The sequence below is a fragment of the Streptomyces sp. NPDC002870 genome, from assembly GCF_042888505.1.
Lineage (GTDB): Bacteria > Actinomycetota > Actinomycetes > Streptomycetales > Streptomycetaceae > Streptomyces.
This window is the reverse complement of record NZ_JBIAPW010000038.1, coordinates 1-22,165: the sequence shown is the minus strand read 5'-3', so window position 1 is coordinate 22,165 and position 22,165 is coordinate 1. Positions and strand designations below refer to the sequence as shown.

The 22,165-nt window shown below is 70.7% G+C and carries 20 protein-coding genes; 8 read left to right on the top strand and 12 right to left on the bottom strand.

What is annotated here, in order from left to right; all coding sequences use genetic code 11:
- Positions 1–185: 185 nt before the first annotated feature.
- Together ACFYWY_RS32195 and ACFYWY_RS32190 are read right to left on the bottom strand one after the other, a co-directional pair.
- Positions 186–1,751 carry a PucR family transcriptional regulator gene (locus tag ACFYWY_RS32195; protein ID WP_389193010.1) on the bottom strand — a complete coding sequence of 522 codons (1,566 nt, stop codon included), beginning with the start codon at positions 1,749–1,751 and terminating at the stop codon, positions 186–188.
- Positions 1,752–1,859: 108 nt separating this feature from the next.
- A complete protein-coding gene (locus tag ACFYWY_RS32190) occupies positions 1,860–3,965 on the bottom strand; it encodes an ATP-binding protein (protein WP_389193007.1) in 2,106 nt (701 codons plus the stop codon).
- A 377-nt stretch (positions 3,966–4,342) separates the two neighbouring features.
- Between ACFYWY_RS32190 and gabT the strand changes: the two genes are divergently transcribed.
- Both gabT and ACFYWY_RS32180 read left to right on the top strand, forming a co-directional pair.
- Positions 4,343–5,677, top strand: coding sequence for a 4-aminobutyrate--2-oxoglutarate transaminase (gene gabT, locus ACFYWY_RS32185; protein ID WP_389193005.1), 1,335 nt, complete (start codon positions 4,343–4,345; stop codon positions 5,675–5,677).
- A 103-nt stretch (positions 5,678–5,780) separates the two neighbouring features.
- Positions 5,781–6,590, top strand: coding sequence for a phosphatase PAP2 family protein (locus tag ACFYWY_RS32180; protein ID WP_389193002.1), 810 nt, complete (start codon positions 5,781–5,783; stop codon positions 6,588–6,590).
- Here ACFYWY_RS32180 and ACFYWY_RS32175 read toward each other — a convergent pair.
- The 8 genes from ACFYWY_RS32175 to ACFYWY_RS32140 all read right to left on the bottom strand — a co-directional run bounded on the left by ACFYWY_RS32175 (position 6,541) and on the right by ACFYWY_RS32140 (position 16,274).
- Positions 6,541–8,343 carry a chitinase gene (locus tag ACFYWY_RS32175; RefSeq protein WP_389193000.1) on the bottom strand — a complete coding sequence of 601 codons (1,803 nt, stop codon included), beginning with the start codon at positions 8,341–8,343 and terminating at the stop codon, positions 6,541–6,543. The genes ACFYWY_RS32180 and ACFYWY_RS32175 overlap by 50 nt on opposite strands.
- 172 nt (positions 8,344–8,515) lie before the next feature.
- Positions 8,516–8,989, bottom strand: coding sequence for a hypothetical protein (locus tag ACFYWY_RS32170; RefSeq protein ID WP_389192997.1), 474 nt, complete (start codon positions 8,987–8,989; stop codon positions 8,516–8,518).
- Between the two features lie 98 nt (positions 8,990–9,087).
- Positions 9,088–10,500, bottom strand: a complete 1,413-nt coding sequence (locus tag ACFYWY_RS32165) for an NAD(P)/FAD-dependent oxidoreductase (RefSeq protein WP_389192994.1) — start codon at positions 10,498–10,500, stop codon at positions 9,088–9,090.
- A gap of 20 nt (positions 10,501–10,520) precedes the next feature.
- Positions 10,521–11,318, bottom strand: coding sequence for an ABC transporter permease (locus ACFYWY_RS32160; protein WP_389192991.1), 798 nt, complete (start codon positions 11,316–11,318; stop codon positions 10,521–10,523).
- A complete protein-coding gene (locus tag ACFYWY_RS32155; RefSeq protein WP_389192988.1) occupies positions 11,318–12,253 on the bottom strand; it encodes an ABC transporter permease in 936 nt (311 codons plus the stop codon). Before ACFYWY_RS32155 ends, ACFYWY_RS32160 begins: the two co-directional genes overlap by 1 nt.
- A complete protein-coding gene (locus ACFYWY_RS32150) occupies positions 12,250–13,401 on the bottom strand; it encodes an ABC transporter ATP-binding protein (protein WP_389192985.1) in 1,152 nt (383 codons plus the stop codon). Before ACFYWY_RS32150 ends, ACFYWY_RS32155 begins: the two co-directional genes overlap by 4 nt.
- A 38-nt stretch (positions 13,402–13,439) precedes the next feature.
- Positions 13,440–14,687, bottom strand: a complete 1,248-nt coding sequence (locus ACFYWY_RS32145) for a PotD/PotF family extracellular solute-binding protein (RefSeq protein WP_389192983.1) — start codon at positions 14,685–14,687, stop codon at positions 13,440–13,442.
- 72 nt (positions 14,688–14,759) lie between these two features.
- On the bottom strand, positions 14,760–16,274 hold the full coding sequence (locus ACFYWY_RS32140; RefSeq protein ID WP_389192981.1) for a gamma-aminobutyraldehyde dehydrogenase: 1,515 nt from the start codon (positions 16,272–16,274) through the stop codon (positions 14,760–14,762).
- Positions 16,275–16,449: 175 nt separating this feature from the next.
- Here ACFYWY_RS32140 and ACFYWY_RS32135 point away from each other — a divergent pair, with 175 nt between their 5' ends.
- Positions 16,450–17,007: an NADAR family protein gene (locus ACFYWY_RS32135; RefSeq protein WP_389192978.1), complete on the top strand. Its 558-nt coding sequence runs from the start codon at positions 16,450–16,452 to the stop codon at positions 17,005–17,007.
- On the opposite strand, the gene ACFYWY_RS32130 is transcribed toward ACFYWY_RS32135, so the two are convergent.
- Positions 16,997–17,710 carry a DUF4190 domain-containing protein gene (locus ACFYWY_RS32130; RefSeq protein ID WP_389192975.1) on the bottom strand — a complete coding sequence of 238 codons (714 nt, stop codon included), beginning with the start codon at positions 17,708–17,710 and terminating at the stop codon, positions 16,997–16,999. The two genes, ACFYWY_RS32135 and ACFYWY_RS32130, sit on opposite strands and share 11 nt — an antisense overlap.
- 201 nt (positions 17,711–17,911) lie before the next feature.
- Here ACFYWY_RS32130 and ACFYWY_RS32125 point away from each other — a divergent pair, with 201 nt between their 5' ends.
- The 3 genes from ACFYWY_RS32125 to ACFYWY_RS32115 are packed head-to-tail and all read left to right on the top strand — an operon-like array spanning position 17,912 to position 20,496.
- The gene (locus ACFYWY_RS32125; protein WP_389192972.1) at positions 17,912–18,937 is read left to right on the top strand and encodes an adenosine deaminase; all 1,026 of its coding nucleotides are present in this window, start codon (positions 17,912–17,914) and stop codon (positions 18,935–18,937) included.
- Positions 18,938–18,957: 20 nt separating this feature from the next.
- Complete coding sequence (locus ACFYWY_RS32120; protein WP_389192969.1) at positions 18,958–19,662, top strand: glycerophosphodiester phosphodiesterase; 705 nt, start codon at positions 18,958–18,960, stop codon at positions 19,660–19,662.
- Between the two features lie 45 nt (positions 19,663–19,707).
- Entirely contained in the window at positions 19,708–20,496 is a 789-nt protein-coding gene (locus ACFYWY_RS32115) for an SAM-dependent methyltransferase (RefSeq protein WP_389192966.1), read from the top strand.
- Between the two features lie 7 nt (positions 20,497–20,503).
- On the opposite strand, the gene ACFYWY_RS32110 is transcribed toward ACFYWY_RS32115, so the two are convergent.
- Complete coding sequence (locus ACFYWY_RS32110) at positions 20,504–20,719, bottom strand: hypothetical protein (protein ID WP_389193156.1); 216 nt, start codon at positions 20,717–20,719, stop codon at positions 20,504–20,506.
- A gap of 107 nt (positions 20,720–20,826) precedes the next feature.
- Here ACFYWY_RS32110 and ACFYWY_RS32105 point away from each other — a divergent pair, with 107 nt between their 5' ends.
- Both ACFYWY_RS32105 and ACFYWY_RS32100 read left to right on the top strand, forming a co-directional pair.
- The gene (locus ACFYWY_RS32105) at positions 20,827–21,189 is read left to right on the top strand and encodes a DUF1304 domain-containing protein (RefSeq protein WP_389193148.1); all 363 of its coding nucleotides are present in this window, start codon (positions 20,827–20,829) and stop codon (positions 21,187–21,189) included.
- A complete protein-coding gene (locus ACFYWY_RS32100; protein WP_389192964.1) occupies positions 21,186–21,755 on the top strand; it encodes a TetR/AcrR family transcriptional regulator in 570 nt (189 codons plus the stop codon). The genes ACFYWY_RS32105 and ACFYWY_RS32100 overlap by 4 nt, the downstream gene beginning before the upstream one ends.
- The last annotated feature ends 410 nt before the right edge of the window (positions 21,756–22,165 follow it).

The window sequence follows — 22,165 nt, the reverse complement described above, 5'->3', positions numbered from 1 at the left end:
GCCTGCGGGCACGCCGAATTGGCGGGGAGGGGTTCTTTTTGGGGCGCGGGCCCTGCCCGGCGAGCCGGGGGGCGAGCTCGCCCGCGCGGTGTGGGGCCCGCAGGGGCTGGTTCGCCGCGAGTCGCGGGCGTCCGCCGGGCTGCTTCGCTCGCCCGGGGCGAGCGTCCGGAGCTGGGCCGGGGGCGCTACTCGGGCGTCGCCGCCGATGTCGTCTTCAAGGCCAGCCACAGCTCCATACGCACATCCGGGTCGTCCAGCGAGCGGCCCAGGATCTCCTCGACCCTGCGCATCCGGTAGCGCAGCGTATGGCGGTGTACGCCCAGGTCGGCGGCCGCCGCGTCCCACTGGCCGTGGCGCGAGAGCCAGGCGCGCAGCGAGGCGACCAGGTCGCCGCGGCCGGTCGCGTCGTGTTCGTACAGCGCGCGCAGCATGCCGTCGGCGAAGGCGCGCACCGCGTCGTCGGCGAGCAGCGGGAGCACAGAACCGGCGGCGAGTTCCTCGTGCTCGACGAGGGCGCGGCCGCGCCGCCGGGCGACCGAGAGCGCCTGTTCGGCCTGTTTGTACGCGCCCGCGGCGGCTATCGGCCCGGTCGGGGCGGACAGCCCGACGACCACCTCTGCGTCCTCGGCCTCTTTGTCCGCGTACGCCGCGGTGCAGGCGGCGACGACCGCACCGCCGTCCGCGGCCAGCACCATGAGCCGGTCGTCCATGTCCGGCACGTCGAGCAGCGGCTCCCCAGCCCTGGCCGCCGCGGCCTCCAACGATTCGGCGAATGCCTGGAGCGGGTGCTCGGCGGCCGGGTCCGGCTCTCCCGCGGGCTCGGCGATCAGCAGCCGGAAGGGGGCGTCGAGCAGCCCGCCGTACAGATCCCCGGCGACCGCGCGCGCATGGTCCTGCTGGCCGGACAGCAGCATGCGCAGCACCGCCGCGCCGAGCCGCTGTTCCGCCTCCTGGAGGGCGCGGGAGCGCTCCGTGGTGAGGGTCAGCAGGGCGACCGCGGAGTGCACGGCGTACCGCTCGGCGGTGCCGAGCGGCGCTCCGGTGCCGACGGCCAGCGCGCCGCGCACCCGCCGTCCGGAACCCAGTGACTGCAGTTCGACCCGGTCGTCGCCGGTGTCGCCGACCACCGCGCTCGCGGGCGCCGACCGCTCGCGCAGCCGCTCCACGTCGGCGGTGAGCCGGGCGGCCCGGCGCGCGGCCCATTCGGGCGCTGCCGCGACGACGGCACCGGAGGCGTCGTACAGCGCGGCCCAGCCGTCGACATGCGCGGCGAGCCGGGCGACCACCCCGCCGGGACCCTCGGCGAGCGCGGCCCGCGTCAGTTCCCGCTGCGCCTCGAAACCGGCCGTGACCGCGCGGTACTGGTCGGCGGCGATCGCGGCGGAGACGGCCTTGCTGATGGCGAGGAAGGGAGTTCTGCGGGGAACGGCGAGGAGCGGAAGGTCCTCCTCCTTCGCCGCCTCGACGAGCGCGTCCGGGATGTCGTCGTAGTAGACGCCGACCGCGAAGCCGAGCCCGACGACGCCCGCGCCCACCAGCCTGCGCACATAGCGGCGCATCGCCTCGCGGTCCTCGGCGTCCAGGGTCATCGCCGTGACGAGCAGCAGCTCGCCGCCCTCCATGTACGGCACGGGGTCGGCGAGTTCGCTGACATGCGCCCAGCGCACGGGCGTCTCGAGGCGGTCCTCCCCGGCGCGCACGGTGAGTTTGAGCGCCGAGTGCTGGACGAGCGAGGCGAGCGTGGGCGGCATGGGACCTCGAGCCCTTCAAAACAGACGTGCAGAGGTGCAGATGATTTCGCCGTCCCGTATGAACGGCGTACATCGATTCTGCCAGGGCGTAGCAGTGCGCCGCTCGGGTCAGGTCCTCAGATCCACCAGAAGGGGCGGCGCGTGCTCGCCACGCACGGTCGTCAGCGAGAGCACCGCATGCCCGGCGGGCACGGCGTGCGCGAGGTCGGACGCCGACCAGCGGGCACGCTCGACCTCCCGCACCGTGATCGCCTCTGCGGTGGCCGCCTTACCGGTGACCAGGCGTCGCATCATGTGCAGCGCCTTGGTGAGGGGCTCGTCGGAGATGATCTGCCGGTTGGTGACGTCCCGGGTCTGCACCCATTCGGTGCCCCAGGTCTCGGCGAACCGGCCGCCGTCCCAGGGCGCGAGCCCGGCGAACGCCATCCGGCAGCCGACCGCGCCGAGCAGCGGGCCGCGCAGCGGCTCGGGCACGTCCTCCAGGGTGCGCAGCGCGAAGACCACGCCGGCGTTGGCGGAGCGCAGCCGCTGCACCGCACGCACCGAGTCGGCCGTCACGGTGTACGTCGCGTCGTCCAGGACGAGAGCGGCGAACAGCGACCGGTCGGAGCGGGTCAGCGCAGCCTCGGTGAACTGGGCGAGGACCAGGCGCGCGATGATCCGCGAGGCCTCGGCGTGGCCGCGCTCCGGCAGGTCGACGCGGACGCGCAGCGGGTGCTCGATGGCACGCAGGGAGAACTGCCGACCGCCGCCGTCGGTGCGGAAGAAGTGCGCGAACGCGGGCCGGTCAAGGAAGGAAATCCGCTCGGCGAGCAGTACGCCGATGTCGTCGGCGCGGGCCGACTGCCGCTCCCTGGCGTCCAGTTCACGCAACTGGGCGGCGGCGCCAGGGTCGGCTGCGGCCTCCAGGGCGGTGCGCAGCGCACCGACCGCGGCGGGCGCGCCGCCGAGCAGCTCACGCAGCTCCGGTACGGCCGGGAAGTGCCCGTGGACGCACTGGTAGGGCCCGATCAGCTGGGCCAGCGCGGTGGCGGCGCGCCTGCTGTCACCGCCGGGGAGGGTGGCGGCGAGATCCCCGACGAGCGCCTCGGCGAGCATTCGGGCTGCCTCGTCGGGGTCCTCGGCGCCGCCGTAGAGGTCGAGGTCATGGGTGGAGCCGGGGCGTCCGACGCCGATGACGAGGTCGAAGGCGTCGTCGGGGGCGAGGCTGGTGCCGTACGCCGTGACGGCGACGACGGCCGCGCGGTTGGCGAGCGCGAGCAAGCACATCGACTCGACTACGGGTCGCACAAGACGCACGCTCTTGCCGGACCCGGAGGGCCCGACGGCGAGCAGCGAGGTGCCGAGGAGGGCGGGTTCGAGGGCGACGCCGGTGGTGCGGCGGGCGTAGGGGTTGCGTGGGTCGTCGACGGCGGTGCCGATCTTGACCTGGGCGGTGGCCAGATCGTGGGTGGCGGTGCGGACGGGCAGGTCACGTACGCCGGAAGGGTGGGCGCAGGCGGCCGGGCCGTGCTTGCGCACGGTGTCGGTGAAGGCGGCGAGCCGCTCGGGCCGGGCGTGGACGCCCTGCCAGGCGCGCCGGATCCGCGCGTAGTCGACATCGCCGAGCGCGCCGGAGCGGGTGGCTTCGGCGAGGCTCTGCGCCGCGTCCACGAGACCCGCGGAGCGCAGCTCGGGCCAGTCGGCGGGGTCGGCCTCCGGGGGCGGCGGCGGGGCGGTGACCTGCTTGTCTGTGCGGCGCACATAGCGGTGCCAGATCTCCGGTACGTGGCCGATCCGGGCGAAGAACACCAGCAGGCCGCCGCCGACGACCGCGTAGTAGATGTAGCTTGCGGTCGCCCAGGTGGGCGGGTCGGAACGCCAGGAGTCGGGGGTCAGGACCAGCAGCGGCCAGATCCAGTAGCGGCCGAGATAGCCGTTCCACAGGAGGGACCACAGCAGCCAGCCGCTGAGCAGCGCGATGACGGCGCCGGCGAAGAGGCGGCGGGCCGGGACGAGCTCGGGCTCCTCCGCGGCGCGGGCGCGATGCCCGAGCCGCCAGATGCCGGGGTCGGCGGCCGGGCGCGGGGTGCGCAGCCAGTCGACGACGGCGGGGCGGGTGGTGGGCGCGTGGCCGGGGACGGCGGGAATCCCCGGGACGACCGGTGGCCTCGCCGGCCGTGGCACCGGGTTGGACCGCGTGCCGCGTGCGTCGAATGTGCCTTCGGAATCCATGAACTGCTGCCCCCTGACCAGCCAGGCCCGCTCTGTGCATCCGTCAATCTAGTGCCCCTGCCGGGGTAGTTCACCGATTCACCTCGCCCCGGCGGCCCGCCAGTGCCTGCTGCCCCGCTTCTCAGCCGGGGGTCCAGGGGTCCCTCGTGTAGACGCAGCCCCGGTCCCGGCGCGGTCGCCGCACCCCACGGCTGTCCCGGCGCCAGGCTCCGGCCCGCTCCGCCCGGCAACCCCCCCCCGGCCGCCCACCCGCCTATGTCCGGCGCGGACAACGACACACCCCCAACACTCCCGAACGGCGCATGCCCGCCCCCCTCTCCCGCGCCTAGCCTGCGGAGAAAGAGAAATAGCGTCCGGAACACCCCCAGGAGCCCCTCATGACCGCAATCCCGCAGGAGCGCCGCGTCGTCACCGCCATCCCCGGCCCGAAGTCGATCGAGCTGCAGGCCCGCCGTACCGCCGCGGTCGCCGGCGGTGTGGGGTCCGTCCTGCCCGTGTTCACCGCGCGCGCCGGCGGCGGTGTCATCGAGGACGTGGACGGCAACCGCCTCATCGACTTCGGCTCCGGCATCGCCGTGACCTCCGTCGGCGCCTCCGCCGAGGCCGTCGTACGCCGCGCGTCCGCGCAGCTCGCCGACTTCACCCACACCTGTTTCATGGTCACGCCCTACGAGGGGTACGTCGAGGTCGCCGAGGCGCTCGCCGAGCTGACGCCCGGCGACCACGCGAAGAAGTCCGCGCTGTTCAACTCCGGCGCCGAGGCCGTAGAGAACGCCGTGAAGATCGCCCGCTCCTACACCAAGCGCCAGGCCGTCGTCGTCTTCGACCACGGCTACCACGGCCGGACCAACCTCACGATGGCGCTGACCGCCAAGAACATGCCGTACAAGCAGGGCTTCGGGCCGTTCGCGCCCGAGGTCTACCGGGTGCCCGTGGCGTACGGCTACCGCTGGCCGACCGGTGCCGAGAACGCCGGCGCCGAGGCGTCCGCGCAGGCCATCGACATGATCAACAAGCAGATCGGCGCTGAGAACGTCGCCGCGATCATCATCGAGCCGGTCCTCGGCGAGGGCGGCTTCATCGAGCCGGCCAAGGGCTTCCTGCCCGCGATCTCGCAGTTCGCGAAGGACAACGGGATCGTGTTCGTCGCGGACGAGATCCAGTCCGGCTTCTGCCGCACCGGTCAGTGGTTCGCCTGCGAGGACGAGGGCATCGTCCCGGACCTGATCACCACCGCCAAGGGAATCGCGGGCGGTCTGCCGCTCGCCGCCGTGACCGGCCGCGCCGAGATCATGGACGCCCCGCACGCGGGCGGCCTCGGCGGCACCTACGGCGGAAACCCGGTGGCCTGCGCCGGCGCGCTCGGCGCCATCGAGACCATGAAGGAGCTCGACCTCAACGGCAGGGCCAAGCGCATCGAGGGGGTCATGAAGGCCCGCCTCACCGCGATGGCCGAGAAGTTCGACATCATCGGCGACATCCGCGGCCGCGGCGCGATGATCGCGATCGAGCTGGTCAAGGACCGCGACTCCAAGGAGCCGGACCCGGCCGCCACCGCCGCGCTCGCCAAGGCCTGCCACGCCGAGGGTCTGCTCGTCCTCACCTGCGGCACGTACGGCAATGTGCTGCGTTTCCTGCCCCCCCTGGTGATCGGCGAGGACCTGCTCAACGAGGGTCTGGACATCCTCGAGCAGGCCTTCGCAGGCGTGTGACCAAGTGGAACAGTCAGGGCCTGTGAAGAAGCTGTGGGGGGCCGATGGCGGGATGGAGATCCACCTGTCGGTCCCCCCGGCCCCTGACGTACGGTTCCTGCAGATGAGAGAAACACCCCGCTCGCAGGGGACTGCGAGCGACACCTCGGCGGAGCCTCCCCAGCCCCGCCCTGGTCGTGCCCTCGCGCACACCACTGGAGCTTCCGGCTCCGGAACTCCTCACCGATCGGATGGTCGCCCGCCCCAAACCCCCCGGGGCGCGCGGCAACCCGGTCCGGCCGGCCCCCTCGGAACTACCCCCCCTGTTCCGAGGCGGCCGGCTTCTCTTCTTTCCGTCTCGCTTGTGGCGCTGTGCGCCGTCGTCTTCGCGCTGATCACCTGGCAGGTGGCCGCGGCCGGGCCGTTGCGGTCCCTGGACGAACGCGTCGAGCTCGGGATCGTCGGCCGCGGACCCTGGACGCTGACCGGTCTGCTGGCCGACCTCGGCAGCATGGGGGTCGCGCTCCCCGTCCTGGGCGCGGCCATCGCGTACGCGGTGTGTCGCGGCCGGCGGGCCGAGGCGCTCTACGCCGCGCTCGCCATGGCGGCCGTTCCCGCGCTCGTCGTGCCCCTGAAAGCCCTGGTCGACCGCCAGGGCCCGCTCACCGAGGCGACCGGCTTCTACCCTTCCGGCCATACGGCCACCGCGATGGTGGCCTACTGCGGCGCGGCGATGCTCATCACTCCGTATCTCAGGCGCAGATGGGCGATGCCCGTCGCCCTGGTGCTGACCCTGGCGACGGGCATCGGACTCGTCCTGCACGGCTACCACTGGCCGCTGGACGTCATCGGCAGCTGGTTCCTGTGCGGAATGCTGCTGGCCGTCAGCTCCATCCGTAGGCGTCGAAGTTCTTCGAGAACTCCCACTGGTTGAATCGGTCCCAGTTGATCGACCAGGTCATCAGGCCGCGCATGGACGGCCAGGTGCCATGGGTCTGGTACGAGCCGCAACTCACCTTCTTCGTCAGACAGTCCAGCGCCTTGTTCACCTCCGCCGGCGTGGTGTGGCCGTTGCCCGCCTGGGTGGATGCGGGGAGGCCGATGGCGACCTGTTCGGGGCGCAGGGCGGGGAAGACCTTGGTGGTGTCGCCGGCGACCGGGAAGCCGGTCAGCAGCATGTCGGTCATGGCGATGTGGAAGTCCGCGCCGCCCATGGAGTGGTACTGGTTGTCCAGGCCCATGATCGAGCCCGAGTTGTAGTCCTGGACGTGCAGCAGGGTGAGGTCGTCGCGCAGGGCGTGGATGACGGGGAGGTACGCCCCGGCCCGCGGGTCCTGGCCGCCCCAGGGGCCCGAGCCGTAGTACTGGTAGCCGAGCTGCACGAAGAACGTCTCCGGGGCCATGGTGAGCACGAAGTCCGAGCCGTACTTCGCTTTGAGGGTCTTGAGCCCCGAGATCAGGTTGACGATCACCGGTGAGGTCGGGGAGCGGAAGTCCGTGTCGCCGGTGTTCAGGGAGAGCGAGTGGCCCTCGAAGTCGATGTCCAGGCCGTCCAGCCCGTACTCGTCGATGATCTTGGAGACCGAGGAGACGAAGGTGTCCCGGGCGGCCGTGGTGGAGAGCTGGACCTGGCCGTTGGCGCCGCCGATGGAGATCAGGACCTTCTTGCCGGCCGCCTGCTTGGCCTTGATGGCGGCCTTGAAGTCGGCGATCGATTCGACGTTCGGGCACTCGGACGCCGGGCAGAGGCTGAAGCGGATGTCGCCGGAGGTGACCGAGGTCGGTTCGCCGAAGGCGAGGTTGATGACGTCCCAGGAGTCGGGGACGTCGGCCATGCGCGTGTAGCCGGAGCCATTGGCGAAGCTGGCGTGCAGATAGCCGACGAGGGCGTGGGCGGGCAGGTCGCCGCCGCTGCCTCCGCCGCCCGAGGTGGTGGTCGCGGTGACCGCCGCCGACTTCGCGGACTCGCCGGCCGTGTTGGCCGCAGAGACCTGGAAGCTGTACGAGGTGGAGGGGGCCAGTGCGGTGACGGTGGCCGAAGTCCCGCTCACCGTTTGGACCTTGGCGCCGCCCCGGTAGACGTGATAGCTGGTGGCGCCGGAGGACGCGGACCAGCTGAGCGGGACCGAGGTGGAGCCGGGGGAACCCGCTGTGAGGCCGGTGGGGGCGGCCGGGATCTGGACCGGGTCGCCGCCGGGGCCCAGCAGGGAGAGATCGTCGGCGTAGTAGGCGGGGGTGCCGTACCAGCCGTGGGTGTAGATCGTCACCGAGGTGGTGGCCGCGCCGGTGCGGAAGGTCGTGGTGAGCCTCTGCCAGCTCGGCGCGGACGCCGTCCAGGTGGAGACGTCGGTGGTGCCGGTGCCCGATGCGCCCAGGTAGACGTAGCTGCCCTGGACCCAGCCGCTCAGCGTGTAGTCGGAGTTGGGCTTGACCGTGACGCTCTGGCTGCACTTGGCGTTGTCGCTGCCCGCGGGCGTTGCCTTGAGCGCGGAACTTCCGCCGTGGGCAGGTGAGTTGACGACGACGCCGCTGCCGGCCGTGCAGCTCCAGCCGTCGAGGCCCGCCTCGAAGCCACCGTTGCGCGCGAGTTCGGTGTCGGCAGCTCCGGCGGAGGTCGCCGTGGCGACGAGTCCGCTGATGGCGAGGGCGGCCGCCGACAGGGCGGCCAAAAGTCTGGTGCGGTCCACAACTGCCTCCGGACATGGGGGGATTCAAGTGGGAGCGCGCACAACATGGTCCAGACCAATGCCGTTGTCAAGACCTCTGGCAGCGCGCGGGCCGCCTCCGTACCCGCCGCCGCGCCGCCTCAGTACCCGCCGCCGGGGCCGCCTCCGTACCCGTCGCCGCGCCCCGGTCGCCTCAGTACCCGCCGTCGCGCGCGAGGCCCGCCGCCGCCTCGTGCATCGCGAGCTCCAGCAGCAGCGGATCGGTGAGCGTGCCGGAGCCGTCGGGCGCGATCAGCCAGCGCACACCTTCGCCCGCCCGCCCCGGATACGGGACGACGATCCAGTTCCCCACGCCCACGCCGCGTACGCCCGTACCGACCCAGCACCCGGCCGTGCCCGGCGGTACGAAGAAGCCCATGCGCGCGTCGTCGAAGTCGGCGAGGACCGGTCCCGGCCGGTCCACCAGCCGGGACAGTACGTCGAGCGTCGGAGAGCCCAGCTCGGCCTTGAGGATCAGCACGTCCCAGCGCCGGCCGGCGGGCAGCAGGGCGACCCCGAGGGGGTTGCGCTCCCATTCCCACCGGCAGGCGTCCGGGTCGGGCGCCACCGATGCCAGCCACTCCACCGCGGTCCTGGCCCCCGAACCAGTCAATTGCCCGGCCTCCATTCCGTGTTCGCAGAGGGTGCGTTCACACGGGGAGAGCGGGGTGGGCGCGCGGGATTACGCGGGTTTCGGCTACCAGTTGGCGGTGAATCGCCTCACCTCTAGCTGTCGAAGCCGAGGCCGAGCCTGTCCATCGCCCGCAGCCACGCGTTACGGCGGCCGCCGTGGGCGTCCGCCCTGGCCAGGGACCATTTGGTGAGGCCGATGCCGGCCCAGGCCACGGGCTCTGGCGGGAACGGCAGCGGCTTGCTGCGCACCATCTCCAGCTCGGTGCGCTCGGTGCGCTCACCCGAGAGCAGGTCGAGCATGACGTCCGCGCCGAAGCGGGTGGCGCCGACGCCCAGGCCCGTATATCCGGCGGCGTAGGCGACCTTGCCGCCGTGCGCGGTGCCGAAGAAGGCGGAGAAGCGCGAGCAGGTGTCGATCGCGCCGCCCCAGGCATGACTGAAGCGCAGGCCCTCCAACTGCGGGAAGCAGTGGAAGAAGTGGCCTGCGAGCCTCAGATAGGTCTCGGGCCGGTGGTCCATCTCGGCGCTGACCTTGCCGCCGTACGGATAGATCGCGTCGTAGCCGCCCCACAGGATGCGGTGGTCGGCGGTGATCCGGAAGTAGTGGAACTGGTTGGCGCTGTCGCCGAGCCCCTGCCGCCGCTGCCAGCCGATCTCGGCGAGCTGCCGGGCGCTGAGCGGTTCGGTCATCAGGGCGTAGTCGTAGACCGGGACGGTGTACGCGCGCACCCGCTTGACCAGGGACGGGAAGACGTTGGTACCGAGTGCGACGCGGCGGGCGAAGACCCGGCCGTACGGCGTGCGGACCACCATTCGGTCGCCGGAAGAGCCGAGTTCGAGGCCCTGGGTGTTCTCGTGGACGCGGACGCCGAGGTCCGTGCAGGCCTGCTTGAGACCCCAGGCGAGCCGGGCGGGGTTCAGCATGGCGACCCCGCGCCGGCTCCACAGACCGCCGAGGAAGGTCGGGGAGTTCACCTCGGCGCGTACCGCGTCCTGGTCGAGGAGTTCGAAGCCGTCGAAGCCGAGCCGGGTCGCCTCCTCGTACATCTCGTGGAGCTCGTCGACCTGGTAGGGCTCGGTGGCGACGTCGATCTCGCCGGTGCGCTCGAAGTCGCAGTCGATGGAGTACGCCTTGACCGCGGCCTCGATGGCGTCGAGGTTGCGGTCGCCCAGCTCCTCCAGTTTCGCCAGCTCACCGGGCCAGCGGGCGAGTCCGTTGCCGAGGCCGTGGGTGAGGGAGGCGGCGCAGAAGCCGCCGTTGCGGCCCGAGGCGGCCCAGCCCGCCTCGCGCCCTTCGATCAGTATGACGTCCCGGCCTGGGTCGCGCTCCTTGGCGAGCAGCGCGGTCCACAGTCCGCTGTAGCCTCCGCCGACGACGAGGAGGTCGCAGTGTTCGTCACCGGTGAGCGCGGGGAGCGCGCCGGGCTTGGCGGGATCGTCCAGCCAGTAGGGGACGGGCTGGGCGTCGGAGAGTGATGAGGCAAAGGTCATGGCAGCTGGGGCCATGGTTTCCACTCCTTCGGGGCCTACTTGGGCAGTGCGGTCTTCTTCCGCCGGCCGCTGATGAGCTGGGCGGAGACCACGATGAGTACGGCGATGACGAACATGGCCGTGCCGATGACGTTGATCTGGACGGGCGTGCCGCGCTGGGCCGAGCCCCAGACGAACATGGGGAAGGTGACGGTGTTGCCCGAGTTGAAGTTGGTGATGATGAAGTCGTCGAAGGAGAGCGCGAACGCGAGCATCGCGCCGGCGGCGATGCCGGGAGCGGCGATCGGGAGCGTGACCCGTAGGAACGTCTGCACAGGACCGGCGTAGAGGTCACGCGCGGCCTCTTCCAGGCGGGGGTCCATCGACAGCACACGTGCCTTGACCGCCACGACCACGAAGCTCAGGCAGAACATCGTGTGCGCGATGAGGATGGTCCAGAAGCCGAGCTCCGCTCCCAGGTTGAGGAAGAGGGTCAGCAGCGAGGCGGCCATGACCACTTCGGGCATCGCCATCGGCATGAAGATCAGCGAGTTGATCGCGCCACGCGCCCGGAAGCGGTAGCGGACCAGCGCGAAGGCGATCATCGAGCCGAGGACGGTGGCGCCGATCGTCGCCCACAGGGCGATCTGGAGGGACAGCGAGAGCGAGCCGCACATGTCGGCGACGCCGCACGGGTCCTGCCAGGCGTCGGTGGAGAACTCCTGCCAGGCGTAGTTGAACCGGCCGGCCGGCTTGTTGAACGAGAACACCATCACGACGATGTTCGGAAGGATCAGGTACGCGAGCGTGAGCAGGCCCGCGATGACTACGAGGTGGTGCCGTATCCAACGCATCAGACGAGGTCCTCCGTCCCGGCCCGGCGGATGTAGACAGTGACCATGATCAGCACGACCGCCATGAGAATGAAGGACAGCGCAGCCGCGGTCGGGTAGTCGAGGACCCTCAGGAACTGCGACTGGATGACGTTGCCGACCATCTTGGTGTCCGTGGAGCCGAGCAGCTCCGCGTTGACGTAGTCGCCGCTGGCGGGAATGAACGTCAGCAGCGTGCCGGAGACGACGCCCGGCATGGACAGCGGGAAGGTCACCTTGCGGAAGATGGTGGACGGCTTCGCGTAGAGATCGCCGGCCGCCTCGTGGAGCCGCGGGTCGATCCGCTCCAGCGAGGTGTACAGCGGCAGGATCATGAACGGCAGGAAGTTGTACGTGAGACCGCAGACCACCGCGAGCGGAGTGGCAAGCAGCCGGTTCCCCTCGGTCATCCCGAGCCAGCTGGTGACGTCCAGGAAGCCGATGCTGCCCAGCACGTCCACCACCGGTCCGCCGTCCGCAAGGATCGTCTTCCAGGCGAGCGTGCGGATCAGGAAGCTGGTGAAGAACGGCGCGATGACCAGGACCAGCAGCAGATTGCGCCAGCGGCCCGCCTTGAACGCGATCAGGTACGCGAGCGGGTAACCGAGCAGCAGACACAGAATCGTGGCTGTACCGGCGTACAGCACCGAGCGCAGGTACTGCGGGTAGTACTCGGTCAGCGCGTCCCAGTACGTCTGGAAGTGCCAGGTGACCTCGAAGCCCTCTTCCAGGGAGCCCGTCTGCACGGAGGTCGACGCCTGGTAGACCATCGGCAGCGCGAAGAAGACGAACAGCCACAGGATGCCGGGCAACAGCAGCCAGTACGGGACGAGCTTGCGCCGGGCGGACTGCTTGCGGACGACCGGCTCGACCGGCTGTGGGGCGGGCGAGGCGGGCGGTGCCTCGGTGACGGTCATGGCGTCTCCTCCACCGTCTCCACACCGGCGTCGATGTCCTGAGCCGCGTCGAGTCCGAAGGTGTGCTCCGGATTCCAGTGCAGGACGACCTCGGCCCCGGGGACGAGCCGCGAGTCACGCTCGATGTTCTGTACGTAGACCTCCAGCTCCGGACAGACCGGGCTGTCGATGACGTACTGCGTGGACACACCGATGAAGCTGGAGTCCGCGATCTTGCCGGTGAACCGGTTGCGGCCCTCGGCGATCGTGCCCGCGTCGTCCGCGTGGGACAGCGAGATCTTCTCCGGACGCACACCGACCAGCAGCTTTCCGCCGGTGCGCGGCTGGGTGGCACAGCGCTCTGCGGGCAGCCGCAGCTTGGCGTCGGCGGCAGTGACGACGACCTCGCCGCCGCTGTTCTCGGCGACCTCGGCCTCGATGAGGTTGGAGGTGCCCAGGAAGTTGGCGACGAAGGTGGTCTGGGGGTTCTCGTAGAGCTCGGCCGGCGCGCCCAGCTGCTCGACGCGTCCCGCGTTCATCACCGCGACGGTGTCGGCCATGGTCATGGCCTCTTCCTGGTCGTGGGTGACATGGACGAAGGTGATGCCGACCTCGGTCTGGATGCGCTTGAGCTCGAGCTGCATCTGGCGGCGAAGCTTGAGGTCGAGGGCGCCGAGCGGCTCGTCGAGCAGCAGCACCTGGGGGTGGTTGATGAGCGCGCGGGCGACGGCTACGCGCTGCTGCTGGCCGCCGGAGAGCTGGTGCGGCTTGCGCTTGGCGAAGTCGCCCAGCTCCACGAGGTCGAGCATGTCGCCGACCTGCTTCTTCACCGACGTGATGCCGCGCCTGCGCAGCCCGAACGCGACGTTCTCGTAGATGTCGAGGTGCGGGAAGAGGGCATAGCTCTGGAAAACCGTGTTGACGGGGCGTTTGTGCGGCGGCAGGCCGGTGACGTCCTTGTCGCCGAGGAACACGGTTCCGGCGGTGGGGTCCTCAAGTCCGGCGATCATCCGCAGGGTGGTGGTCTTGCCGCAGCCGGAGGCGCCGAGCAGGGCGAAGAAGGAGCCCTGCGGGACGGTCAGGTCCAGCGGGTGGACGGCCGTGAAGGAGCCGTAGGTCTTGCTGATCCCGGAGAGGCGGACGTCGCCGCCTTTTGTCTTTTCAGTCATGGGTCGCAGTCCCGGTGTGTCGAAGGGAGCAGGGGAGGTCAGGCGCCGATGAGCTTGGCGAACTTCTCTTCGTACGCCGTCTCTTCCTTGGAGGAGAGCGAGCGGAAGGAGTGGGACTTGGCAGCCATGGCCTCGTCCGGGATGATCAGCGGGTTCTTGGCCAGCTCCGGGTCGATCTTCGCGAGCTCCGGGCCGACTCCGGCGACCGGAGTCACATAGTTGATGTACGCGGCGAGCTGGGCTGCGACGGGCAGCTCGTAGTAGTAGTCGATCAGGCGGGTGGCGTTCTTCTGGTGCCGGGCGTGCGCCGGGACCAGCAGATTGTCGGTGGCCGTCATGTAACCGGCAGCCGGGATCGAGAACTTGATGTCCGGGTTGTCGACCTGGAGCTGGATGAGGTCACCGGCCCAGGCGACGCAGGCGGCGATGTCGCCCTTGTCGAGGTCCGAGGTGTAGTCGTTACCGGTGAAGCGGCGGATCTGCTTCTTGTCGACGCCCTTCTGGAGCCGGTTGATGGCGGCGTCGTAGTCGGCGTCGTTGACCTTGGCGGGGTCCTTGCCCATGTCGAGCAGGGTCAGGCCGACCGTGTCGCGCATCTCGGTGAGGAAGCTGACCCGCCCCTTGAGGGTGGGGTCGTCCAGCAGCTGGGTGACGGAGTCGACCTTGCGGCCGCCGGTGGCCTTGACGTTGTACGCGATGACAGCCGGAATTCCGGTCCAGGGATAGGAGTAGGCGCGCCCCGGGTCCCAGTCCGGGCTGCGGAACTGGGGCGAAAGGTTGGCGTACGCGTGCGGGAGGAGCGACGCGTCGAGCTTCTGCACCCAGCCGAGCCGGATCATCCGGGCGGCCAGCCAGTCGGTCACATTGATCAGGTCGCGGCCGGTGTCCTGGCCCGCGGCGAGCTGCGGCTGGATCTTCCCGAAGAACTCGACGTTGTCGTTGATGTCCTCGGTGTACTTGACCTTGATCCCGGTGCGCTTGGTGAACTCCACCAGAGTGGGACGGCTCTTCTCGTCCTCGCTGATGTCCATGTACTCGGTCCAGTTGGAGAAGTTGATCTGCTTCTCCTGGTCCGAGTGGTCGTCCGAGGCGGCTGCTCCGGCCTCCCGCTTGGCAGGCGGGATTCCGCAGCCGCTCAATATGCCGGCGCCGCCGACCGCAAGCGCGCCGACGCCCGACGCACGCAACAGCGAACGGCGGGAGAGTGAGCCTCGCCCGTTCGCCAAGCTGCGTCGCACGGCGGCCAGTTGGGCCGCGGAGAGGCGGTCGGGCTCGTTGTGCTCCATGCGCTGTGCCCTTTCGGGATGGTGGCCGCTGGTCGTGCGGCCGCGCGGCGGTGGCCGCAAACGGATGCTGAGCTATCGGTCCCCGAAGATCGTGCGGTGCCAGTCCTTCCTGACTACCGCCGTGTTGTCGTACATCACGTGTTTGACCTGCGTGTACTCCTCGAAGGAGTACACCGACATGTCCTTTCCGAAGCCGGAGGCCTTGTATCCGCCGTGCGGCATCTCGCTGATGATCGGGATGTGGTCGTTGATCCAGACGCACCCCGCCTTGATCTCGCGGGTGGCTCGGTTCGCGCGGTACACGTCGCGGCTCCAGGCGGAGGCCGCGAGGCCGTAGGGGGTGTCGTTGGCGAGCGCGATGCCTTCCTCGTCGGAGTCGAAGGGGAGGACGACGAGGACCGGGCCGAAGATCTCGGACTGGACGATCTCGCTGTCCTGGGCGGCGCCGGCGACGAGGGTGGGGCGGTAGTACGCGCCGCGCGCCAGCGCTCCCTGCGGCGCTTCGCCGCCGGTGACGACGGTGGCGTACGCGCGTGCCCGGTCGACGAAGCCCGCGACGCGGTCGCGCTGGAGGTGCGAGACGAGCGGGCCGAGGTCGGTTGCGGGGTCGAGGGGGTCGCCGAGGCGGACGGTGGCCATCAGGTCGGCGACGCCGCTGACGAAAGCGTCGTACAGGGGCCGCTGGACATAGGCGCGGGTGGCGGCCGTGCAGTCCTGGCCGGAGTTGATGAGCGAGCCCGCGACCGCGCCGTGGACCGCGGCCTGAAGGTCGGCGTCGTCGAAGACCACGAAGGGGGCCTTGCCGCCCAGTTCGAGGTGGAGGCGCTTGACGGTGGCGGTGGCGATCTCGGCGACGCGCTTACCGACGGGGGTGGAGCCGGTGAAGGAGGTCATGGCGACGTCCGGGTGTCCGACCAGATGCTCGCCCGCGTCCTTGCCAGCGCCGTTGATGATGTTGACGACGCCGTCGGGGATCCCCGCCTCCCTCGCCGCCTCGGCGAACATCAGTGAGGTGAGCGGGGTGATCTCGGCGGGCTTCAGCACGATGGTGTTGCCCGCCGCGATGGCCGGCAGCACCTTCCAGGCGGCCATCTGGAGCGGGTAGTTCCAGGGTGCGATGGAGCCGACGACGCCGATCGGCTCCCGGCGTACGTACGAGGTGTGGTCGCCGCTGTACTCACCGGCCGACTGCCCCTGGAGATGGCGGGCCGCGCCTGCGAAGAAGGCGGTGTTGTCGACGGTGCCCGGGACGTCGAACTCGGTGGTGAGCTTGATCGGTTTGCCGCACTGCAGGGACTCTGCGTACGCGAGGTCGGGGGCCTGGTCGGCGAGGACGGAGGCGAAGCTGTGCAGGGCGTCGGAGCGCTCGCCGGGGGTGGCGCCCGCCCAGCCGGGGAAGGCCTTGCGGGCGGCGTCGACGGCCGCGTCGACGTCGGCGGCCCCTGCCAGCTCATAGCTGTGGACCGTCTCGCCGGTGGCGGGATTCACGATGTGCTGCTTGCGTCCTGAGGTGCCGGGCCGCAGCCGCCCGCCGATGAACTGTGCGCCGTCCGCATAGCGGTCGTGCACCTGGAAGCGGTTGCCCATGAAGCTCTCCGTAGTTCCAGATCGAATTGAGTGCCGATCCTGGCAGAGCACCGGCTCTCCAACAAGTGATTCCGTTGTTGCCTTTTGGTTACGCGACGGAATCAGTCGACCATGTGTCGCGCCGGTCCGGCAATACCCGTACGAAGTGTCAGTGGTGAATGCCAGACTCGCGTGCATGGGGATGCAAGAGCTGATTGAGCAGGTCAGCACCGACAGGCGAATCAAGTATCTGTTCTTTTGGGGGCATACGCCGAGCCGGGACGGATCCATCGGGCCGAGCTGTCTGAGCCAGTGGTGGCCGTCACCCTTCGTGGTCGACGGCGTTCCTTACGCCACGGCGGAGCACTGGATGATGGCAGGCAAGGCACGGCTCTTCGGGGACGCGGAGGCCGAGCGGCAGGCGCGCGATGCGGGCAGTCCGGCGGCGGCCAAGCGGGCCGGGCGGCGGGTGCGCGGTTTCGACGAGGCGATATGGCAGCGCGAGCGGTCCGCGATTGTGCGCGCGGGCAGTGTGCACAAGTTCGGTCAGAATGCCGAGCTGCGCGATTTTCTGCTGGCCACCGGTGACCGGGTGCTCGTCGAGGCCAGCCCGCTCGACCGGGTGTGGGGCATCGGGCTGGCCGCGGACGACGAGCGGGCGCAGGATCCCGCGCTCTGGCGCGGGCTCAATCTGCTGGGGTTCGCGCTGATGGAGGCGCGTGAGGAGCTGCGGGCCGGTCCGGCTAGCGCCTGACGTCGTCGATCACGAGGGAGTTGGAGTAGTCGTCGTAGACCTCGCCCTTGTCCCGCTCCTCGTCCATCGCCCTGTTGATCCCCCAGATCAGCAGGCCGACGACGACGAGGCCGATGACGATGCCGACGGAGCCGAGGATGATGCCGGCCAGAGCCATTCCGCCGTTGGTCGCCTCGCCCCGCTGGGCACGCTTCCTGCCGAGGATGCCGAAGATCAGGGCGAGCACGCCCAGGACGATCGCGACGACCCCGTACAGGCAGAAGAGACAGACGGAGAGGATGCCGAGCACCATCGCGGTGACGCCCATGCCGTTCGACGGGGCGGACTGCCAGGCGGTCTGGCCGTAGTTCTGGTAACCCGGGTATCCGGGATAGCCGCCATAGGGGTCGCCCAGGCCCGGGCCCGCGCCGGGGCCGGCCTGCGGGGCGCTGGGGGCGGCAGGGTAGCCGTACGGTCCGGAGGTGGGCTGGGCCGGTCCGCCCGGGGCTATCGGGGGAGGCGGCACGGCGTCGGCGATGGGCCCGGTGCTGGGCATCGACGTCACCGTCGGCTGGTCGTGCACGGGCGGGACCGGCGGCGTCGGGGCGTCGGCGGGCTTGTGCAGCGGCACCTTGTTGTGTGCCGCGCTGCTCTCCGGCGGAGCCCAGGGATCGCGGTCGCGGGGCTCGGCCCCGCCCGGCGGCTGAGCCTGGTAGTCAGACATGGTTCTCCCCCATCGTGTTCGGTCATGCTACGGGCTGCTGCTCGCGCTCGACCTGGCCCCCCTAGGATGATCCCTGACCCGAACGGCGGTCCCCGACCCGAACAGCCGGTCGCACCCACCCTCGTACCCCGCCCCCTCACCCCGCCCTCGTACACGCGTCGCGCACCCTGTCGCTCACGGCATCGCCCATGGAGGACCCCGATGACCGATCTGCACCCCTTCATCGCGGGGCTTCCCAAGGCCGAGCTTCATGTGCACCATGTCGGCTCCGCCTCCCCGCGCATCGTCGCCGAACTGGCCGCCCGCCACCCCGACTCCAAGGTCCCCACCGACCCCGAGGCGCTCGCCGACTATTTCTCCTTCACCGACTTCGCGCACTTCATCGAGGTCTATCTGTCGGTCGTGGACCTGATCCGCAACCCGGAGGACGTACGGCTGCTCACCTTCGAGGTGGCCCGCGACATGGCCCGGCAGAACATCCGCTACGCCGAGCTGACCGTCACGCCCTTCAGCTCGACCCGCCGCGGCATCGACGAGAAGGCCTTCATGGCGGCGATCGAGGACGCCCGCAAGGCAGCCGAGGCCGAGCTCGGCGTCGTACTGCGCTGGTGCTTCGACATCCCCGGCGAGGCCGGTCTCGAGGCCGCGGAGGAGACGGCGCGGCTCGCGGTGGACCTGCGCCCCGACGGCCTGGTCTCCTTCGGGCTCGGCGGCCCGGAGATCGGTGTGCCGCGGCCGCAGTTCAAGCCGTACTTCGACCGCGCGATCGCGGCCGGCCTGCACTCCGTGCCGCACGCCGGCGAGACGACAGGGCCGCAGACGATCTGGGACGCACTGAACGAGCTGCGCGCCGAGCGCATCGGCCACGGCACCAGCGCGACGCAGGACCCGAAGCTGCTCGCCCACCTCGCGGAGCACCGGATTCCGCTGGAGGTGTGCCCCACCTCGAACCTCGCCACCCGCGCCGTCCGCGACCTCGACGAGCACCCGGTCAAGGAGATGGTCGCGGCCGGAGTGCTGGTGACGATCAACAGCGACGACCCGCCGATGTTCGGCAGCGACCTGAACAACGAGTACGCGGTCGCCGCCAGGCTGCTTCAGCTGGACGAGCGCGGAGTGGCCGACCTCGCGAAGAACGCCGTGGAGGCGTCCTTCCTCGACCCGGCCGGCAAGGCACGGATCGCGGCGGAGATCGACGCGTACACCGCCGCATGGCCCGCCCGTTGACCGGCCACGACAATGTGTCCATGCGCACCGTCAGTGTCGTGGGCCATCGCGGCGATCCGTACCGTGTCCGTGAGAACACGCTGCCCTCGCTCCGCTCGGCGTTCGAGCGGGGCGCGGACGCGGTGGAGATCGATGTACGCCTCACCCGTGACGGCGTGCCCGTGCTGCTGCACGACGACTCGCTGAAACGGCTGTGGGGTCACGACCGGCCGCTCGCGAAGCTCACCCGGGCCGAGGTCGACGAGCTGACCGTGGGCGGAGTGCCCACCCTGCGCGAGACGCTGCTCGCCTTCGGCGCGCACCGCGTGATGATCGATCTGCCCGGAGCGACGGAGAAGTCGGTGCGGACGGTGGTCGGCACCGTCCGCGAGTGCGGCGCCGGCGAGCGGGTGTACTACTGCGCGGGCCCGGTCACCATGTTCGCGGTGCGGGCCGCCGACCCTTCGGCCGAGATCGCGATGACATGGACGACGCTCGCGCCGCCGCGTCCCGCGCTGCTCGACGATGTGAGGCCGCGCTGGCTCAACTACCGTTTCGGGCTGCTCGGTCAGGAACTGACGGACCGCATCCACCGGGACGGGCTGCTGGTCTCGGCCTGGACGGCGGACACCCGGCGCACCATGCGCCGGCTGATGAAGTACGGCGTCGACGCGATCACCACCAACCGCGTGGACGCGCTGCGCTCCACGGTCCGGCCGAACTCCCATGTCGGCAGGGCGACTTGATCCATCCGGCATGATTGCCCTGACGCAGCCGGCCGAGGAGCAGACGTGACCGACAGGATCCGCACCGACGTAGCGCACAACGCCAGGGTCTGGAACCACTGGCTGGGCGGCAAGGACAACTATCCGGTCGACCGCGCCGTGGGCAACCACGTCACCGGGCTGTACCCGAGCATCGGCGAGGTGGCGCGCGCGGACCGCGCGTTCCTGGGCCGCGCGGTGACACACCTCGCGAGTGAGGCGGGGGTACGCCAGTTCCTCGACATCGGCACCGGCCTGCCCACGGTCGAGAACACCCATGAAGTCGCCCAGCGCATAGCGCCCGACGCCCGGATCGTCTACGTCGACAACGACCCGATCGTGCTGGCCCACGCACGCGCCCTGCTCACCAGCTCCCCCGAGGGCGCGACCGAGTATCTGGACGCGGACGCGCACGACCCGGAGTCGATCGTCAGCTCCGTCGGGGCGACACTGGATCTGACGCGTCCGGTGGCGGTGATGATGCTCGGCATCCTGAACTTCGTGATGGACACCGATGAGGCGCGGTCGATCGTGCGCCGACTGATGGAGGCCGTCCCGTCCGGCAGCTATCTGGTACTCACGCATCCGACGCTGGAGCTGGGCGGCGAGGGCAACGCCGCGGCGATGGCGTTCTGGAACGAGAACGCGACACCGCCGATCACGGCGCGCAGTCGCGCGGAGTTCGCCTCGTTCTGCGAGGGCCTCGACGTGCTCGAGCCGGGCATCGTGTCCTGCGCACGCTGGCGGCACGAGCCGGCGACCGGCGCACAGCCGGTACAGGTGGCCCAGTTCGGCGCGGTCGCCCGCAAGCCGTAGCCTGCGCCTACGCCGCCGCCGCGACCGCTGACGGCCCGTCCGCCCGCTCCGTCACGTCCCCGGCCCCGGCCCCGGCCCCGGCCCCCGAGGACTTCAGCAGGTCTTCCACCCAGCGCAGTTCATGCACCAGCGGGAAGGCGGTCAGCCCGCTCGGCACCAGACAGACGATGAAGACGGCCAACCACACGCGTATGCACCGCAGGAGGGCTCTTCGCTCGCTCATATCCGCAGCGTACGGGGCGTTTTGCGGTCCCTTCACCGGGCATCCTCACGCCTCCTGGACATGTGTCTATACTTGCTGGACACCCGTCCATTAACTTGAGGTCGATGATGAATGCAACCGCGCACGTCCTGGTCGGCCTGGTGGCCGCGCTCCACGCGTACATACTGGTTGTGGAGATGTTCCTGTGGCAGCGAAAGCCGGGCCGTAGCCTCTCCGGCTTCGACGCGGAAATGGCCCGCGCGACGGCCCCGCTCGCCGCGAACCAGGGCCTGTATAACGGCTTTCTGGCGGCGGGCCTGGTCTGGGGCCTGATCGCCGCGGACCCGACGGGGTACCGCGTACAGGTCTTCTTCCTCAGCTGCGTGGTGATCGCGGGCCTGTACGGCGGCTTCACCGCGAACCGGCGCATCCTGGTGGCGCAGGCGCTGCCGGGGGCACTGGCGCTGGCGGCGGTCCTGGTGGCCGGATGAGCACGGGGCCCACCGGCGACCCGCGCGCGGAGCGCACCCGGGCCAGGCTGCGCGAGGCGCTGCTGGAGGAGTGCGCGGAACACCCGCTGGAGGAGGTGAGCGTCGCGGCCCTGGTGCGCAGGGCGGGCCTGGGCCGGGCCACGTTCTATCTGCACTACCCGGACCTGCAGACGCTGGCGGTCGACGCCTGCGCGGAGGTGGTACGAGACGCGGTGGAGGCGCTCCACGCGTGGCGCGGCATCCCCGACCCGGCCACTCCCCCGCCCGCCCTGACTGCCTTCTTCACCGGACTGGCCCCGCATGCCGCGCTCTACCGCACCCTGCTGCGCGAGGGTGGCAGCGGCCCGCTGGGCGACCTGCTCCACCGCGAACTGCGCGAACGCAGCCGCAGAGAACGTGAGTTGGCGGGCGCTCCGGCCCCGGATCTGATCGCCTCGGCGGTGGCATCGGCGTTCGCCGGCGTCCTGGCGGACTGGCTGCACGGCAAGATCGCCGCGCCCCCGGACGACATGGCCGCCCAGGTCTGGCGCCTCCTGGTGACTCTCCACCGCACGCCAACGAGCTGAGCGGGGCGGCGAGTCCGGGCGGACGGAGCCGCGCCGCGACTGGCGCCCGAGGATAAGAGCCGACCGCAGGCCGCGAAGCCGACGCGCGCCGGGCCAAGCGCCGCGAAGCCGGCGCGCCTGGCCCGCACCGCCGCGAAGCAGGCGCGCCTGGGCCCAGCGCCGCGAAGCCGAACGTGCCGGGTCGCCGCGCCGCGAAGCGGGCGCGCCCGGGGCGCGGCTCCAGCATGCGCAGGGGTCCGGGGGCGCAGCCCCCGGTTTCTGGGAGGGGCGGGGGGGGGGGGGGGGGGCCCCCCCCCCCCCCCCCCCCACAAACCCCCCCCCCCCCCCCCCCACGCGCGAGGCGGGGGGGGGGGGGGGGCACCCCCCCCCCCCCCCCCCCAACCCCAACCCCCCCCACGAAATAAACCCCC